The following is a 16077-nucleotide window of genomic DNA, read 5'->3' as shown; positions in this document are numbered from 1 at the left end:
GTTGACATTGGCGGGCGTCGTCAGCACCGCGCGGATCAAGTCGGATCCTTCATCAACACCCACATGGGCCTTGTAACCGAAGGTCGAACCGCTCTTGCCCTGCCGCTTGGCAAAACGGGCGTCGGGATCGTTTGAGGGACGATCCTCCTTGGGAGGAGCCGACACCGCCTGGATCAAGGTTGCGTCCAGCATCGTGCCGCGCTTGAGGATGACGCCGGCATTCTCAAGCTGACGATCCAGTTCGCCAAACAGCTTCTCCAACAGACCTTCTTCAACCAGCTGGTTCCGAAAACGGTTCAGAACCGTGTGGTCGGGTGTCGCATCTTCGAGGCTTAGACCGACGAAGCGCTTGAACGACAACCGGTCGCCCAGCGCCTCTTCGAGCTCGCGTTCCGACAGACCATAGAGCGACTGCAATAGCAGGGCGCGAAACAACACCAGCACCGGATAGCCTGGACGACCGGGGCTCCCTTCATCCCGCAAATGGCCGATCAGCTTCTCGAACCGGTACCACTTGACTAACCCCGCAGCCGATCCAGCGCTGCATTGGCACCTGCTCCCTTCGGGAGCCAAGCCTCAATAAAACTCGGCTGCCCCGTCTGCTTCACCGCCATCGTCATTCCTCCAAGGCTTTGCCTTAGAGAATCACAATTGACGGATTACGCAACAAGCCCCTTGTGGGAGAGGGCAGCGCCGCAAGTAGACACAAGCTCATTGGGGTGGGGGGTCTCTCTCCCAGCTTTCGATTCGGAGAGAGACCCCTCACCCGTCTCGCCGCTATCGCGGCGAGCCACCCTCTCCCGCAAGGGGAGAGGGTGAGCACGGCGAAATCAGGTTGAAAGCGCGCCCCGCACGGCCGCGATGATTCGCTCCTGATCGGCTTCGGTCAGATAGGCATGCATCGGCAGGCTGATGACGTCCTGCGACAGGCTCTCGCAGCCCGGCAGGCCGCCCTCGGCGACCGGGTGCTGCTTGTAGGCCGTCTGCTGATGCATCGACTTGCCGTAATAGATCGCGGTCGGCACGCCCTGGGCCTTCAGCGCGGCGGCAAAGCGGTCGCGGTCGGTGCCCTCAGGAAGGCGGATCGTGTACTGCGCCCAGACCGAACTGTTGCCGGGCGCCAGACGCGGCACGGTGACGACGTTGGAGAGACCGCGCGCGTAGCGCTCGGCGACCTTGTTGCGGGCGGCGATCTCGTCGTCGAAGATCTTCAGCTTCTCGATCAGGATCGCGGCCTGCATGGTGTCGAGCCGGCCGGTCAGGCCGAGGCGAACGTTGTCGTATTTGTCGACGCCTTGCCCGTGCACGCGGATACTGCGCAGCGTCGCCGCGAGCTCGTCGTCATCGGTGAAGATCGCGCCGCCGTCGCCGAAGCAGCCGAGCGGCTTTGCGGGGAAGAAGCTGGTCGCGGTGGCGAGCCCAAAGGTGCCGAGCTTGCGGCCCTTGTAGCTCGCGCCAAAACCTTGCGCGGCGTCGTCGAGTACGAACAGGCCTTCGGCCTCGGCGATCTCGGCGATGGCGTCGTGATCGGCCGGCTGGCCGAACAAATCGACCGGAATGATCGCGACCGGCTTGAGGCCGGCTTTGCGGGCGGTTGCGATACCGCGCTTGAGCGATTCCGGGCTCATGTTGAAAGTCGCTTCGTCGACGTCGACATAAACCGGCGTCGCGCCGGTCCGCGCCACGGGCGAAGCCGTCGCGATGAACGTGAAGGACGGACACAGCACGGCGTCGCCAGGCCCGACATTCTTCGCCATCATCACCATCAGGATCGCGTCGGTGCCGCTGGCGCAGCCGATGACGTGCTTGGCGCCGGAATAGACCGCAAGCTGCTTCTCGAGCTCGGCAACTTCGGGGCCGTTGACGAACTGACAATGATCGAGAACGCGCTTCACGGCGGCATCGAGCGAGTCGCCGAGCCGGCGGCGCTGCGAGGCGACATCGATGAATGGAATGGGTTCGGAACGCAGATGCTGGTTCATGGCCTGGTTCTTGGCGCCTTCTTGAGTGGTCGGCATGGATGAGGAATCAACCCGCGACGCGGCGCGGACCCTTGCGGGCCGACGACGTGGCCGCGGGCCGCGACGGCGTTTCCAAGCACTGCGTCGCGATCTCGAGGCTGGCGACACCTTCGTCGCCGGTGACCGCCGGCGTCTCGCCGTTGCGCACGGCCTTGAGGAACGCGATCAGCTCGGCGCGGAGCGGCTCGTCATGGCCGACCGGCAGATGCCGCATCGAATAGCTGCCGTCAGGCTTGAAGCCGAAGCATTCGGTGACCTGGCGCGTCAGGAGATCGCCCATCACGTATTTGCCGCGGGTCGCGACCGTGACGCTGCGTGCCTTGAACGGCGTCAGCCAGTTGGTATTGATGTGCGCGAGCACGCCGTTGGCAGTGCGGAACTGCAAGAGCGCGATGTCCTCGCGCTCGGCGACCGCGCTCGACAATTGCGGCTGCACCTCGACGATGTCGGATTCGGTGAACCAGCGGATCAGATCGATGTCGTGCACGGCGAGATCGATGACGACGCCGACATTGGACATGCGCGGCGGGAACGGGCCGACGCGCGTGATCGCGATCGACAGAATATCCTCGCCGGCGATCGCCTGCTTGACGGCGGCCACAGCCGGATTGAAGCGCTCGACATGGCCGACCATCAGCGTCACGCCGGCCATTTGCGCAGCAGTGACGATCTCGCGGCCTTCCGCGACCGTGGACGCAATCGGCTTCTCGACCAGCACGTGGATGTTCTTGGCGATGCAGGCGAGCGAGACCTCGTGATGCAGATGGGTCGGCGCCGCGATAGTGACGGCATCGACGCCTTCGGCCAGCAGCTGGTCGAGCGTCTCGAAGCTCGCGCAATTGGCAAGCTCCATCGCCCGCGTGCGATGTGCCGGCGAAGGATCGACGACGCCGACGAGGCTGACGCCGGGAAGACCCGCAAGCACGCGCGCGTGGTTGCTGCCCATCACGCCGGCACCAATGACGCCGACGCGCAAGCCGGCCTTTGCCGGTGCAGATCCTGTGGAACTCATTTGAGCAAACCCCGATTCAACGCAAATCCCCAGGGCGCTTCTAGCACGGACGCCACATTTGTGGCGAATGCGGAGCTAGCGGTCCGGACACGATTTGATTCAAAAAGTTACACGTTTCCCGGGCCTTAAGCCTCTGAAAGAGACCATCCTTTTGGCCCGGGTCGCGTGATTCGGAGTGTGCTGGTTACGACCTTTGATAGTCGTCTTCAATCCGGATGATGTCGTCTTCCCCGAGATAGCTTCCCGTCTGGACCTCGATCAGCTCCAGCATGATTTTACCGGGGTTCTCCATCCGGTGCACCGCGCCCATCGGGATGTAGATCGACTCGTTCTCGTGCACGCTTTTGACGGTCTCGTTGACGGTGACGCGGGCCGTGCCGCGGACGACGATCCAGTGCTCGGCGCGATGATGGTGCTTCTGCAGCGACAGACGTCCGCCCGGCTTGACCACGATGCGCTTGACCTGGTGGCGCTCGCCATTGTCGACCGATTGGTAGCTGCCCCAGGGCCGATGCACTTTGAGATGCTCCTCGGTGACCTTCGGCGCGACCGCCTTGAGTTTTGTGACCAGCCGCTTGAGCCCGTTGGCATCCTTCTGGCGCGAGACGAGAACCGCATCGGCAGTCGCAACCACGATGAGATCATCGACGCCTTCGAGTGCGACCAGCGCAGAGTCTGTGGTGACGTTGCAGTTGCGGGAATCCTCGAAAACCGCACTGCCATGGGAAGCATTGCCTTGCGCGTCCTTGTCGGACAATTCCCACACCGCGTGCCAGGAGCCGACGTCGGACCAGCCGCACGACACCGGCACCACCGCGGCGCGCGCGGTCTTCTCCATCACCGCATAGTCGATCGAGATCGCCTTGGCCGCGCCGAACGCCTCGGGCTCCAGCGTCACGAAGCCGAGATCGCGGCCGGCGTTACTGACAGCATTGGAAATCGCCTCCACGCTTGCCGCATCGACCTTGCGGTATTCGTCGAGCAGGACGCTGGCCGGGAACATGAAATTGCCGCTGTTCCAGAGATAGCCGGAATTGAGGTAGTCGGCCGCCTTCACCGCATCCGGCTTCTCGACGAAGCGCGCGACCGCGTGCACCTCGCCGGAGATGACCTCGCCCGGGCTGATATAGCCGTATTCGGTCGCCGGCCGCTCCGGCTTGACGCCGAACGTGACGATGCGCCCGACGCTTGCGGCGGTAAGCCCTTGGCGGCACGCCGCGACGAACGCGGCATTGTCCTGCACCACGTGGTCGGCGGCGAGCGCGAGCACGATCGCCTCACTCGAACGGTTCTGTGCGAACACCGCGCCGGCGGCGATCGCCGGGCCGGAATCGCGCCGCATCGGCTCGAGGATCACGTCGGCCTCGATGCCGATTTCGGCCAGCTGCTCCAGCACCATGAAGCGGTAGGAGGCATTGGTGATGACGATCGGGCGATCGAACAGCGAAGCCTCTGAGACGCGCAACAGCGTGTCCTGGAAGGTCGAGCGCGCGCCGAACAGCGGCAGGAACTGCTTGGGGCGTACCTCGCGCGAAGCCGGCCACAGCCGCGTTCCGGCACCGCCGCACATGATCAGGGGGATAATGCGTTTGTCCATCGTCATTTCAAACCTTGAACTCGTCCCGATACCGGGTGACAAAATTATGAACTCCGTGCGCGATCGGCGTTGACGGTGCAACGCCGGCGTCGCGCATCAGATCATCGACATCCGTGAACGTTTCCAAAAGGTTTTCCGGCTGGATCGGCAGCAATTCTTTGATCGCCGTCCGACCCAGCTCCTGCTCCAGAACTCCGACGTGCGTCAGCTCTTCCGGATGGTGGTTGCCGACATTGTAGACCCTAGACGGCGCATTTGCGGCAGCCGGGTCATCCGCGGGCACCAAGCCGATGAAATCGGCGGCACACGTGACCAAAATCGCATGATCCGCCATCCTGTTCCCAAGGACTGCTTGGCCCGATCTGTCGCTCGATCTTTCGCCCGAGGCGCCTCTTTAGCCGCCGCGTCGACCGGGTCGCAACAGCCCCACCGCCCTGCATGAGGGCTCCCGATCACCGCTATTGCAAGATCGGCGCCAAAACCATACCAAAGCGGCCGAATTCGGCGCCTTGCGTCGGGTTGCTTCAAAACCCTTGTTCATGCGGGCGAAATGCGCCGAATCCTGCTGTCGACGGCCAAGATCCTGATTTCCGGGGCGCTGCTGTACCTGGCGCTGCGCAAGGTCGATCTGTCCGAACTGTTTTCGCGTTTCACCGTGACCAGCCTGTTCTGGATCGGCCTGGCGATCGCCGTCACGTTCCTGCAAATCTTCGTCGGCGTGTTGCGCTGGCGCGAGATCAGCGCCGCATGCGGCGCCCCGCTCGAGCTCAGCCGCGCCATGCGCTACAACGTGATCGGATCGTTCTTCAACCAGACCCTGCCCTCGGCGATCGGCGGCGATGCGGTCCGGCTGTGGCTCGTCGCGCGCGCCGGCGCCGGCTGGCGCGCTGCGACCTACTCGATCTTTGTCGACCGCGCGATCGGTTTGATCGCGCTCGCGATCATGATCGTGGCAAGCTTGCCGTGGAGCTACGCCCTCATCTCCGATCCGCACGGGCGCTCCGCCCTGCTGCTCGTCGACTTCGCCGCGCTTGCGGGTGGTCTCGGCTTCCTGGTCTTCGGCGCGCTGCAATGGCGCTGGCTGAAAACCTGGTGGGCCACGCATCACATTCACGCCTGTGCGGTGATCGCCAACCGAGTGATCTTCAGCCGCTCGCGCGGACCGGCCGTCGTGATCCTGTCGCTCGCCGTGCATGTGCTGGCCGTCGTGGTCGCCTGGTGCGTCGTGCAGTCGATCGCGGCGCCGGTCGGCTTCAGCGACGTCTTTATGCTGGTGCCGCCGGTGATGCTGATCACGATGATGCCGATCTCGATCGCCGGCTGGGGCGTGCGTGAAGCCACCATGAGCCTCGCGTTCGGCTTCGCGGGGCTGGCCGCCAACGAGGGCGTCAACGTCTCGCTGCTGTTCGGCGCCGTGTACTTCATCGTCGGCGCGATCGGCGGCTTGGTCTGGATCCTGAGCGCCGAGAAAGCCGCGCAGGGATCGGCGCCGCTCGGGGTGCCGGAGTGAACGGGTCCGTCGACGCGCTCGGCGCGATACCATCGCTGCTTGCCGTTGCGATTGCCGCGCTGGTGTCGGGCGTCATCACCTGGACCAGCCGCCCCCTGCTCCAGCGTTACGCATTGGCACGGCCCAACGCGCGGTCCTCTCACCGTATCCCGACCCCGCAGGGTGCGGGCATCGCGGTGATATCAGCGACGCTGCTGGTCGCATCAGCCTGGGCAGCCTGGGCGAACGTCGCGATTCCGCCGGCGCTGATCGCTGCGACGGTGTTGATTGCCGCGGTCGGATTTGCCGACGACGTCAAGTCGCTGCCGGTGCTCGTGCGTCTCGTGCTGCAGGCCGCAGCGGTCGGCGCCGTCGTGTTCACCACGCCCGAGACCGCGCGCATCGTGCCGGCGCTGCCGCTCGCGCTGGAGCGCGGACTCATCCTGCTGGCGGGCGTGTGGTTCTTGAACCTCGTCAACTTTATGGACGGGCTCGATCTGATGACGGTGGCGGAAGTCGTGCCCGTCAGCGCGGCGCTGCTGCTGCTGGGACTGCTCGGCGATTTGTCGTGGCCGGCCGCGCTGATCGCCGCGGCGCTATGCGGCGCCGTGCTCGGCTTTGCGCCGTTCAACAAGCCGGTCGCAAAAGTCTTCCTGGGCGACGTCGGCAGCCTGCCGATCGGCCTTTTGCTCGGCTGGTGCCTGCTCGAGCTCGCCTGGCGCGGGCAGCCCGCCGCGGCGCTGTTGCTGCCGGCCTATTACCTCGTGGATTCGACCATCACGCTGTTCCGGCGCATCGCAAGGCGCGAGCAATTCTGGTCGGCGCATCGCTCGCATTTCTACCAGCGCGCCACCGATCACGGCTTCACGGTCTCCCGCGTGATCGGGGAGGTGTTCGCACTCAATCTCGTGCTCGCGGGGCTTGCCATCGTCACCGCTCGCGCCGGCTCGGTGACGATCACGCCGATCGCACTGCTGGGGGGCGCAATCGCGATCGGCGTCGTGCTGCGGCGCTTCTCGCGCCGTCCGGCGTCTTGAAGGACATCAAGCCGCGGTCGAGCCAAATTCCGGAACTGCATCCTTCAGGATGGTTCGGATGGCGGCGCGATCGTCGCGCACGATCGCTTGCTCAAGCGTCGCAATCCATTTGCGCAGCGTCTGCATCGGCGGCTCGTTCGGCTGCGCCGCCATGATCCCAGCAACTCCGATCTCGCGAGTCGGCTCCGCGGAGGCGAACAGGATTTCGTGCAGGCGCTCGCCCGGTCGCATGCCCGTGAACACGATTTCGATGTCGTAACCGGGTTGCAGGCCCGAGAGACGGATCATGCGCTCGGCGAGATCGACGATCTTCACCGGCTGGCCCATGTTGAGCACGTAGACCGACACGTCCGAACGCCGCGTTCCGAGCGCATGCGTTGCCGCCGTGATGACGAGATCGCAGGCCTCGCGGATGGTCATGAAGTAGCGAACCATGTCGGGATGCGTGACCGTCACCGGGCCGCCTGCCTCAATCTGGGCCTTGAACTTCGGAACCACCGAACCGTTCGAGGCCAGAACGTTGCCGAACCGGACCGAGATCAGCCGCATTGGCGGCTTGGCGCTGCCGCTGCCTGCGGCAAGGTCGTGATCGAGCGCCTGGCAGTACATTTCCGCAAAACGTTTGGTCAGGCCGAGCATTGACACCGGTTCGATCGCCTTGTCGGTCGAGATCATCACCATCTCCTCAGCACCGGCCGCCACGGCGGCATCCGCAACGTTGATCGTGCCGAAGATGTTGGTCTTCACGCCTTCGCTCCAGTCGCGCTCGAGAATGGGAACGTGCTTGAGCGCCGCGGCGTGGAACACGATGTCCGGCTTGAACTCCGTCATGAGGCGCATGATGCGCTCGCGGTCGCGAATGTCGGCGATCCGGCCTTCGATCTCAGCTGCCGCACGATGCGCAGCAAGCGCTTCCGTGATCGCGTACAGCGCCGGCTCGGAGTTTTCCACGATTAGGAGCCGCGCGGCGCCAAACGCGACGACGCGCTCGCAGATCTCTGAACCAATCGAGCCGCCGCCCCCGGTGACGATCACTGCCTTTCCGTTGATCAGTGCTTCAAGGCGTGCATAGTCGATCGTCTCGCTCGGCCGCAGCAGGAGGTCTTCGACCGCGACCGCGGTGAGCCGCGGCGCCTCGCCGCCTTCGAGCGATGGCATGCGGCTCACGATCACGCCTAGCTTGCGTGCCCGCATCAGGATCGATTCCGGATGGGCTTCCGGTTCGAAGGCCGAAGGCGTCATCACGACACGGGCGATCGCCTTATTGCGCTTGGCAAAATCACTAATGACGTCTTCGACGTCATCGATGCTGCCCAGCACCGGCACGTTGCGGATGAGCTGGCCCAGATCGGCACGCGACGGCGACAATATGCCGACCGGCCAGATCCGCTTGATCGCTCCGCTCTCGATGCCGCGGAGCAAAACCTCGGCATCCGCAGTCCGCCCGATCAGCAGCGTCGGCGCGGTGTCATTGATGCGGGCATGTCGCCGCACCCGCGCGTATCGGAAGTAGCGGTAGGTCATCCGCAGCGCGCTGAGGAATGCGATCTCCAGGAACCAGTAGAGGACGATGGTCACCTTGCCGACAAAGAAGCTGCCACGGACGTTTGGTGCAACGAAGATGTAGTCCAGCACGAGCAGGGCCACCGTCAGCACGGTCGCGGCGCGGATGATGTTCAGCGCATCCGGCAGCGAGATGAAGCGCCATTTCGTCGTAGTCAGGTTTAAGGTGAAGAACACAACCACGCTGAAGGCGAGGAAGTAGGGCAGCATCTGCAACAATAGCGGCAAGCGTTCGAAGAAGCCGTCGCCACCTTCAAAGCGCAAATAGAAGGCGGCAAAGAGCGCCGCCGCGGTCGCTAGCAAGTCGTGGAGCGCGATCAGGAAATTGCGCGAGGTGAGATGCGAAAGATGCGTCATCCGCCGACCAATGAAACCCAGTTAGATTGCAATCTGACGCGCTGATAGCCCATCTGAACCAGACTTGCCAGCCGCGCGACGCTCAGGAACTGGCTTCCCTCATCTTGGCCTCGACCTGATGTGCCCGAATCACCATTCCGCCGGCTACGCCGACGCCAATGACGTACATCCAGCCCTCGTGGAAGTCGAACAGGTGGGAGTTGAACAACGAGGTGAAGACGTTCTGCACTACGACTAGCAATCCGATACAGTTGGCAAGTCCGCTGCCGCGAAACAGCCGCAGATGCAGCATCCAGATAGCGTAGAGGACGACGATCCCGATGACGCCCCATTGCACGGCAACGTTCAGCGTCTGATTATGCGGATTGCCGATCACCTCGGCGGATGCCAAGTACTGGCCTTTGGGCGTTGCGACCCGCTCGAACAATCCGCGCGTCGAGCCCGTGCCGTGTCCTTTGATGGGCGCCTCCGCGAAGAAGCCGAGCGACTTCCGCCAGAATTCGAGCCGTAGGCCCAGCGAGGTGGGCTCGCCCCTTTCCACATAGCGCGTGTAATCGTCGGTAAACCTCTCAGCCGTCTGGCGCAAATGCGGCGAAGCCTGCCAGGCCAAAAAAGCGCCGGCGAGCAGCGCAGCGGCGACGATCGCAATGTTGCGCCATTTGAGATGAACCAGCGCAAACACGCCGAACATGATCGGAATGGTGACGAGTGCGGTGCGCGACACCACCACGAAGATCATATTGACGAAGAAGCTCAGCGCAACCGCCGTGAGCACCCCGGCTAACCAGTATCGCTTTTTGCGCAGCAGCGTCACGATCGGATAGGCGAGCGCGACCGCGCAGAGGGTGAATTCCTGGCTCTGGTCGATGTAGTTCTTAACGAAGATGCCGCGTTCGGGCGCATCGGTCTTGAGCGCGAGGTCCGGGTAGAAGGCCACCAGCCAGGACATCATCGACAACAAGGCGCAGGATGCCAAAAAGGCGATGAAAATCCAGTGCCCGCGTGGCGAGCGCTCGAAATGGTAGAGCAGGACGGGTAGCACCAGCAGCTTGATGGTCGGATTGACCGCATAGAATCGCGCGCCCCAGGTCGCATCCGACCAGAGTGTCCCCACCAGCGCGATCAGCACCAGCGCGATCGGCGCGATGCAGATCGGCCGCTTCAGCGATTGCAGGAACGCGCGGACGTCGAGGAACGGCACCATGCACAGCAGCATCAGCGCGTTGAAGATCCCCGCAAGCGAGGTCGACCAGGGCAGGGAAGCCGCGGTCAGGACCGCAAATATATCAACGGTCTCGCGCCAGGCCATGGGGCTGCGCAGCCGGCGAAGCACCATCTCGCCCATCGTCTCGCGTGCGAGCGCTGTCACTTGTCCCCTCCCCGGGCGCGATGCACCAACGCGGTCGTACTGAAGCCCTGGAGGATGTCGACCAGCACGACCGTTCCGCCCGCGGCCTCGACGACCTCATGGCCGACCACCTGCTCGCGGGTGTAATCGCCCCCTTTGATCAGCGCGCTCGGCTTGATGCGGGTGATCAGGTCGATCGGCGTATCCTCATCGAAAATAACGACGAGATCGACCGCTTCGAGCGCCGCCAGCACTTCCGCACGCGCTCGCTCGTCCTGAACAGGGCGGTCGGCGCCCTTCAGCCGCCGCACCGAGGCGTCGCTGTTGAGGCCCACGATCAGGCGGTCGCAGGCGGAGCGCGCCGCTGTCAGCACCTTGACGTGGCCGGGATGCAGGATGTCGAAGCAGCCATTGGTGAAGCCGACGCGCTGGCCTTGCTTCTTCCATTCCGCGAGCTGCGCGTCGATCGCACCGGGCTCGAGCACGATCTTCTCTTCGGCCGCGAGATAGGCATGCGGCAATATCTTTCGCTTCAGCTCGGCCACACTCACGCTGGCGGTGCCCTGCTTGCCGACGGCGACGGCGGCCGCGGCACTGGCCATGCGAAGCGCCGTGTCCCAGTCTGCGCCGGCGGCGAGCGACACCGCGAGCGCGGCGGCAACGGTGTCGCCGGCGCCGGAGACGTCGCGCACCTTGACCGGAAACGCCGGAACGTGAACGGCCTCGCCATTGCGCGGCACCAGCGTCATGCCGTGCTCGCCTTGGGTGACCAGGATCGCCTCGCAATCGGCGAGCCGCATCACGTCCTCGCTGGCATCGACGATGCTCTGCGGCGTGTCGGCGCGGCTTCGGGTCGCTTCCGAAAATTCCTTGCGATTGGGCGTGAGCAACGTCGCGCCGCGATAGATCGCCCAGTTCAGGCTTTTGGGATCGACGATTACGGGCTTGCCGAGTTTTCGCGCGGCATCGATGGTGTGGCGGATGACGCGGGCAGTCAGCACGCCCTTGGCGTAATCGGATAGCAGCACGATGTCGGCGCGCGCGATCTGCGGCAGGATCGCCTCGATCAGCTTGGTCTCGATCGGATCGGAAGCAGGCTGTGCCTGCTCCCAATCCGCACGCAGCATGTGCGTGGAAAAATGCTCAGAGACGAAACGGACTTTTCGCGTGGTCGGACGCGAGGGATCGCACACCAGCACGCTTTCGATCGCGCCCTGCTCCGCAAGCGTCGAGGCGAGCTGCCTGCCCGCCTCGTCGTCACCGACGAGGCCGACGAAGATGCAGCGCGCGCCGAGCGCGGCGACGTTGCGCGCGACATTGCCGGCGCCGCCGATATGGATCTCGCTGCGCTGTGCCGCGATGACAGGCGCCGGCGCTTCCGGCGAGATCCGCGATACCTCGCCATAGACGAACTCGTCCAGCATGATGTCGCCGATGCACAGCACCCTGCGGCCCGAGATGGCTTGTGCGAGGGCATCGAAATCGAGAATGGGCGTCGGCATGGTGATGGGCCTCAGCGGAAGCGGTCGGGCCGGTCGAGATAATCCCCGACATAGGCCTTCACCGCGTCCTCGAGCGTCGTGAAACCGCCATTATAGCCGGCGCGGTGGAGGCGATCGACCTCGCTCTGGGTGAAGTACTGGTAGCTGCCGCGGATCTGCTCGGGCATGTCGATGTATTCGATGTTGGGGCTGGCGCCGAGCGCGGTATAAGCCGCCAGCATCAAATCCTTGAAGCTGCGCGCTTTGCCGGTGCCGACATTGAAGATGCCGGACACCGAGGGCGTCGCCAGCAGCCACATGATCACGCGCACGACGTCGTCGACATAGATGAAATCGCGGCGCTGATCGCCATCGGCAATGCCCTCGCGATGCGACTTGAACAATTGCACGACGCGGCCGGCTTTGACGTCGTCGAAGCGGCGCGCCAGCACGCTCATCATCGAGCCCTTGTGGTATTCGTTGGGGCCGAACACGTTGAAGAATTTCAGCCCGGCCCATTGCGGCGGCAGCTTCTCGCCGTTCGCTGCGCGCTCGGCGACGGCGAGATCGAACAGGTGCTTGCTCCAGCCGTAGAGATTCATCGGCCGCAGTTTTTTTAGCGCAGGCACGGAGCTGTCGTCGTCAAATCCTGCCTCGCCGTCGCCATAGGTCGCCGCCGAGGAGGCGTAGATCAACGGCACGGCATTCGCCGTGCACCAGTCCAGGAGGCGCATCGATAGGCGGAAGTTGGTCTCGAACACCAGGTCGCCGTCGGTCGCAGTGGTTGCGGAAATCGCCCCGAGATGGATCACCGCATCGAGCTTGCGGCCCTTCAGCCAGTCCGGCAGCTCAGCCGGCGGCACGATGTCCACAAGCTGCCGCTTGGCGAGGTTGCGCCATTTGCCCTCGTTGCCAAGGAGATCGCAGACCACGACGTCGCTGCGGCCGGCCTCGTTCAGCGCGGCGACGACATTCGATCCGATAAAACCGGCCCCGCCGGTCACCAGCAACATTCCAACTTCCCTGCCAGATTTTGCCTGCCCGAAGTTTTGCGGCCCGGTTCTGCCCTAGCGCATGATCCGCCAAAGTGTAAGCGGTTTTGGGATTGCCGCTCGGCCGGCTTTACCTGCCGGTCCGGAGCGGCTAACCGAAACCGCCACATCAGCGCACCTACGGCCCTATAACTAATGAACCAAGATTCGCAGCTTAGTGGACATGTAGATCGGAGCGACACGCGCCCGATCCTGATCGTCCCCTACATGTGGATCGGCGATTTCGTCCGGAATCACACCGTCGTGCGGGTTCTGAACAAGCGCTGGCCGAACCGGCCGGTCGATCTGCTCACGACCTCTCTATGCGCGCCCTTGGTCGATTACATGCCGGGCGTGCGCGAAGCGATCGTCTGGGACCTGCCGCGCGGCCGGCTCGCCGTGGGCCGCCAGCTCGGCCTGGCGAAGCTCCTGCGCGAGCGGAACTACGGCACCGCCTTGGTGCTACCCCGGACCTGGAAGGCCGCAATTGCGCCCGCTTTGGCCGGGATTCCGGAAAGGGTCGGCTTCGTCGGCGAGTTCCGATTCGGCCTGCTCAATCGCTGGCGCTGGGGCGAAAAGAAGCTGCCCCGCTTCATCGACAAGAACGCCGCCCTCGCCCAGCCCGATGGCGCCCCGCTGCCGGCGGAATGGCCGGTGCCTCAATTGCGGGTCCCGGCCGAGGACGTCGTTCGCTGGCGGCAGGCCAATGGCCTCAGCGCCGGCGCTGCCGTAGCGCTCGCCCCCGGCTCGGTCGGGGTGTCAAAACGCTGGACCTATTATCCCGAGGCCGCCCGCTTGCTCGCCGAGCGCGGCCTTGAGGTCTGGGTTGTCGGCGGCCCCGGGGAAAAGGGCCTGGCGCAGGAGATCGTCGCGGCTGGCGGCGCCGGGGTGCGGGACCTTACCGGCAATGATCTGCGCAACGGCGCGCTGGCCATGGCCGCGGCCGGCGTCGCGATCTCCAACGATTCCGGCCTGATGCACATCGCAGCCGCCCTCGGCACGCCGACAATGGGCATCTTCGGCCCGACCAGCCCCTATCTCTGGGCCCCCCTCAACGGCCTGGCCGCGACAGTGGTCCAGGGCAAGAGCGTGCTCTCCTGCCAGCCATGCCAGAGCACGATCTGCAAGATGAACGACCACCGCTGCATGCGAGATATCGCGGCGCAGGAGGTGGTCGAGATCGCGAGAGACGTGCTTGTGAGGACGCAGGGACTTGGAAATGTTTGACGGCCGCGCGGCGAAGCCCGCCGCATTCCTCGATCGCGACGGCGTCATCAACCATGACGATGGCTATATCGGGACGCAAGACCGCATCCGCTGGATGCCCAACGTTGCCGGGGCCATTCGCCGCCTCAACGAGGCCGGCTATTGGGTGTTCGTCTTCACCAACCAGTCCGGCGTCGCGCGCGGCTTCTTCACCGAAGTCGATGTGAACCGGCTGCACGGCTGGATGCGTGACGAACTCGCCCGTGACAGCGCACGGATCGACGACATCCGCTTCTGTCCATACCATCCGCAAGGAACGGTCGCCGGCTACATCGGAGAGCATGATTGGCGCAAGCCGGCACCTGGTATGTTGCGCGATCTCGTCCAGCACTGGCCGGTGCAACTCGACGGCAGCTTCGTAATCGGAGATCAGGCCCGGGACGTCGAGGCCGGCAAGGCGCTCGGACTGCCGAGCTTTCTCTTTCCAGGCGGTGATCTCGACGCGTTCGTGACCGAGGTGCTCGCCCGGACCAAGCGACCTTAGATTGCGGCGATCCGGCGGGACAATGAGTGGAGAAAGAACGTCAACGGGTCCCGTGCCGGAGCGCATCCCCGGAGGCCGCGCACAACCTGCAATGTCCCCTACTGACCTTAGGTGTCTCGTCCGACGGCTCAAACAAGCTCGTAAAATTCGCATTTGCATTGTATGGGCCGCGAAGCCATTGATTCCGCTGCCCCAGCTACTGTGCCGGGAAATGTTTTCTCCGCTCGCTCAGAGCAATGGCCGATAGACCTCACCGATCCGGGTCGCCTCGGCATCGAGGCTGAACCGTTCGAGCACCCGTGCCCGCCCGCGTTCGCCCATCGCGGTTGCGGCAGCCACATCGCGCATCAGCGGCTCCAGCGCTGCGGCCAACGCATCCACATCACCGGTGGGGATCAGCACGCCTGTCACGCCATCCTCGACCACGAGTTCGGCCGCGCCCGCGCGCGCGGCGACCAGCGCGCTGCCGGCCGCCATCGCCTCGATCAGCGTCAGGCCAAAACCTTCGTTGCGCGAGGTGAAAGCGTAGATCGTCAGCCGCTGATACCAGCGCTGCACGTCTTCGATCGGGAGTTCGCCGGTGATGACGATGCGCGATTCCAGACCGGCGGCCTCGATCCGCTTCTTCAGGTCGTTTGCAAAAGCGGTTTGCTCGGCTGTGACCTGACCGACGATGATTGCGGTGAAATCCGGATAGCGCGGCAGCAGGCGGCACATCGCATCGACAAACACATCGGTGCCCTTCTGCGCGCGCACGCGGCCGAAACAGCCGATCGCGTAGCGGCCCGACAGCGCGGCTTCCGCGAAAGTAGCCGTGCGGTCGAGCGGCGGCGCATAGATTTCGGTGTCTACGCCATGCGGAATCACCGTCGCCTTCACTTTCAGGAACGAGGCCGAAAGATCCGATGTCGCGATGATCGCGTCCATGCGCCGGATCAGCCAGCGCGTGATCCAGCTATGATGGCGCTGTGCCGCCGAGGTGAAGACGAGCTTGAGCGGCCAACCGAGCGCGCGCAACAGCACGCCCGCGATCATCTCGTTGTTGCGGCGCGCGTGCCAGATCACCGGGGCCTTGCGGCGCCATAACTTCAGGAGATCGCCACCATTCAGGCGCGCGATCCCCTCCGGCGCGTCGGAGCCGAACCACGCGGCGCGAAACAGCTTTGCCAGCCGCGGCGCCACCATCCGGTTGGTCGCGGTGACCCCGGAATAGCGCCTGTGCAGATTTGGCACGATCACTTCGAGATCGCCTGGGGAATTCGCCACGCCACGCTCCGTTTCGAAAGTCCCTATACGCAACATTAAGCATAGTGACCAGTTCAGCCGCGCCGATACCCACTCTTCACCACGTAAACGTTAGCTTGGAGCATTGATCGAAGACGGGTGAGATC

At 64.3% G+C, this 16077-nt stretch carries 13 protein-coding genes and 1 pseudogene; 4 read left to right on the top strand and 10 right to left on the bottom strand.

The window, feature by feature from the left end:
• The 5 genes and pseudogenes from BRA1253DRAFT_RS34730 to BRA1253DRAFT_RS34710 all read right to left on the bottom strand — a co-directional run.
• Positions 1-620 (bottom strand): annotated as a pseudogene (locus BRA1253DRAFT_RS34730) (IS5 family transposase); the annotation flags it as partial.
• Between the two features lie 210 nt (positions 621-830).
• On the bottom strand, positions 831-2018 hold the full coding sequence (locus BRA1253DRAFT_RS34725; RefSeq protein WP_007602007.1) for a DegT/DnrJ/EryC1/StrS aminotransferase family protein: 1188 nt from the start codon (positions 2016-2018) through the stop codon (positions 831-833).
• Between the two features lie 10 nt (positions 2019-2028).
• A complete protein-coding gene (locus tag BRA1253DRAFT_RS34720) occupies positions 2029-3033 on the bottom strand; it encodes a Gfo/Idh/MocA family protein (RefSeq protein WP_007602006.1) in 1005 nt (334 codons plus the stop codon).
• A 184-nt stretch (positions 3034-3217) separates the two neighbouring features.
• Positions 3218-4630, bottom strand: coding sequence for a mannose-1-phosphate guanylyltransferase/mannose-6-phosphate isomerase (locus BRA1253DRAFT_RS34715; RefSeq protein WP_035995653.1), 1413 nt, complete (start codon positions 4628-4630; stop codon positions 3218-3220).
• 7 nt (positions 4631-4637) lie between these two features.
• Entirely contained in the window at positions 4638-4964 is a 327-nt protein-coding gene (locus tag BRA1253DRAFT_RS34710) for a hypothetical protein (RefSeq protein ID WP_035994555.1), read from the bottom strand.
• 216 nt (positions 4965-5180) lie between these two features.
• On the opposite strand from BRA1253DRAFT_RS34710, the gene BRA1253DRAFT_RS34705 reads away from it, so the two are divergent.
• Both BRA1253DRAFT_RS34705 and BRA1253DRAFT_RS34700 read left to right on the top strand, forming a co-directional pair.
• Positions 5181-6140 (top strand): lysylphosphatidylglycerol synthase transmembrane domain-containing protein, encoded by a 960-nt coding sequence (locus BRA1253DRAFT_RS34705; protein WP_007602004.1) that lies wholly within the window; start codon positions 5181-5183, stop codon positions 6138-6140.
• Positions 6137-7156, top strand: a complete 1020-nt coding sequence (locus BRA1253DRAFT_RS34700) for a glycosyltransferase family 4 protein (RefSeq protein ID WP_007602003.1) — start codon at positions 6137-6139, stop codon at positions 7154-7156. The genes BRA1253DRAFT_RS34705 and BRA1253DRAFT_RS34700 overlap by 4 nt, the downstream gene beginning before the upstream one ends.
• Positions 7157-7162: 6 nt before the next feature.
• Here BRA1253DRAFT_RS34700 and BRA1253DRAFT_RS34695 read toward each other — a convergent pair whose 3' ends face one another.
• The 4 genes from BRA1253DRAFT_RS34695 to rfaD all read right to left on the bottom strand — a co-directional run bounded on the left by BRA1253DRAFT_RS34695 (position 7163) and on the right by rfaD (position 12918).
• Positions 7163-9076 carry an SDR family NAD(P)-dependent oxidoreductase gene (locus BRA1253DRAFT_RS34695; protein ID WP_007602002.1) on the bottom strand — a complete coding sequence of 638 codons (1914 nt, stop codon included), beginning with the start codon at positions 9074-9076 and terminating at the stop codon, positions 7163-7165.
• An 82-nt stretch (positions 9077-9158) separates the two neighbouring features.
• A complete protein-coding gene (locus BRA1253DRAFT_RS34690; protein WP_007602000.1) occupies positions 9159-10445 on the bottom strand; it encodes an O-antigen ligase in 1287 nt (428 codons plus the stop codon).
• Complete coding sequence (rfaE1, locus tag BRA1253DRAFT_RS34685; protein WP_007601998.1) at positions 10442-11926, bottom strand: D-glycero-beta-D-manno-heptose-7-phosphate kinase; 1485 nt, start codon at positions 11924-11926, stop codon at positions 10442-10444. Before rfaE1 ends, BRA1253DRAFT_RS34690 begins: the two co-directional genes overlap by 4 nt.
• A gap of 11 nt (positions 11927-11937) precedes the next feature.
• On the bottom strand, positions 11938-12918 hold the full coding sequence (gene rfaD, locus BRA1253DRAFT_RS34680) for an ADP-glyceromanno-heptose 6-epimerase (RefSeq protein WP_007601996.1): 981 nt from the start codon (positions 12916-12918) through the stop codon (positions 11938-11940).
• 174 nt (positions 12919-13092) lie between these two features.
• Here rfaD and waaF point away from each other — a divergent pair, with 174 nt between their 5' ends.
• Both waaF and BRA1253DRAFT_RS34670 read left to right on the top strand, forming a co-directional pair.
• The gene (gene waaF / locus BRA1253DRAFT_RS34675; RefSeq protein ID WP_007601995.1) at positions 13093-14163 is read left to right on the top strand and encodes a lipopolysaccharide heptosyltransferase II; all 1071 of its coding nucleotides are present in this window, start codon (positions 13093-13095) and stop codon (positions 14161-14163) included.
• Positions 14156-14686, top strand: a complete 531-nt coding sequence (locus BRA1253DRAFT_RS34670; RefSeq protein WP_007601994.1) for an HAD-IIIA family hydrolase — start codon at positions 14156-14158, stop codon at positions 14684-14686. The genes waaF and BRA1253DRAFT_RS34670 overlap by 8 nt, the downstream gene beginning before the upstream one ends.
• Positions 14687-14914: 228 nt before the next feature.
• Here the strand turns inward: BRA1253DRAFT_RS34670 and BRA1253DRAFT_RS34665 are convergent, their stop codons facing one another.
• Complete coding sequence (locus tag BRA1253DRAFT_RS34665) at positions 14915-15952, bottom strand: glycosyltransferase family 4 protein (RefSeq protein ID WP_007601993.1); 1038 nt, start codon at positions 15950-15952, stop codon at positions 14915-14917.
• Positions 15953-16077: the final 125 nt, after the last annotated feature.

Source organism: Bradyrhizobium sp. WSM1253, assembly GCF_000244935.1.
Classification (GTDB): domain Bacteria; phylum Pseudomonadota; class Alphaproteobacteria; order Rhizobiales; family Xanthobacteraceae; genus Bradyrhizobium; species Bradyrhizobium canariense.
This window is presented reverse-complemented; position numbering and strand designations above follow the sequence as displayed.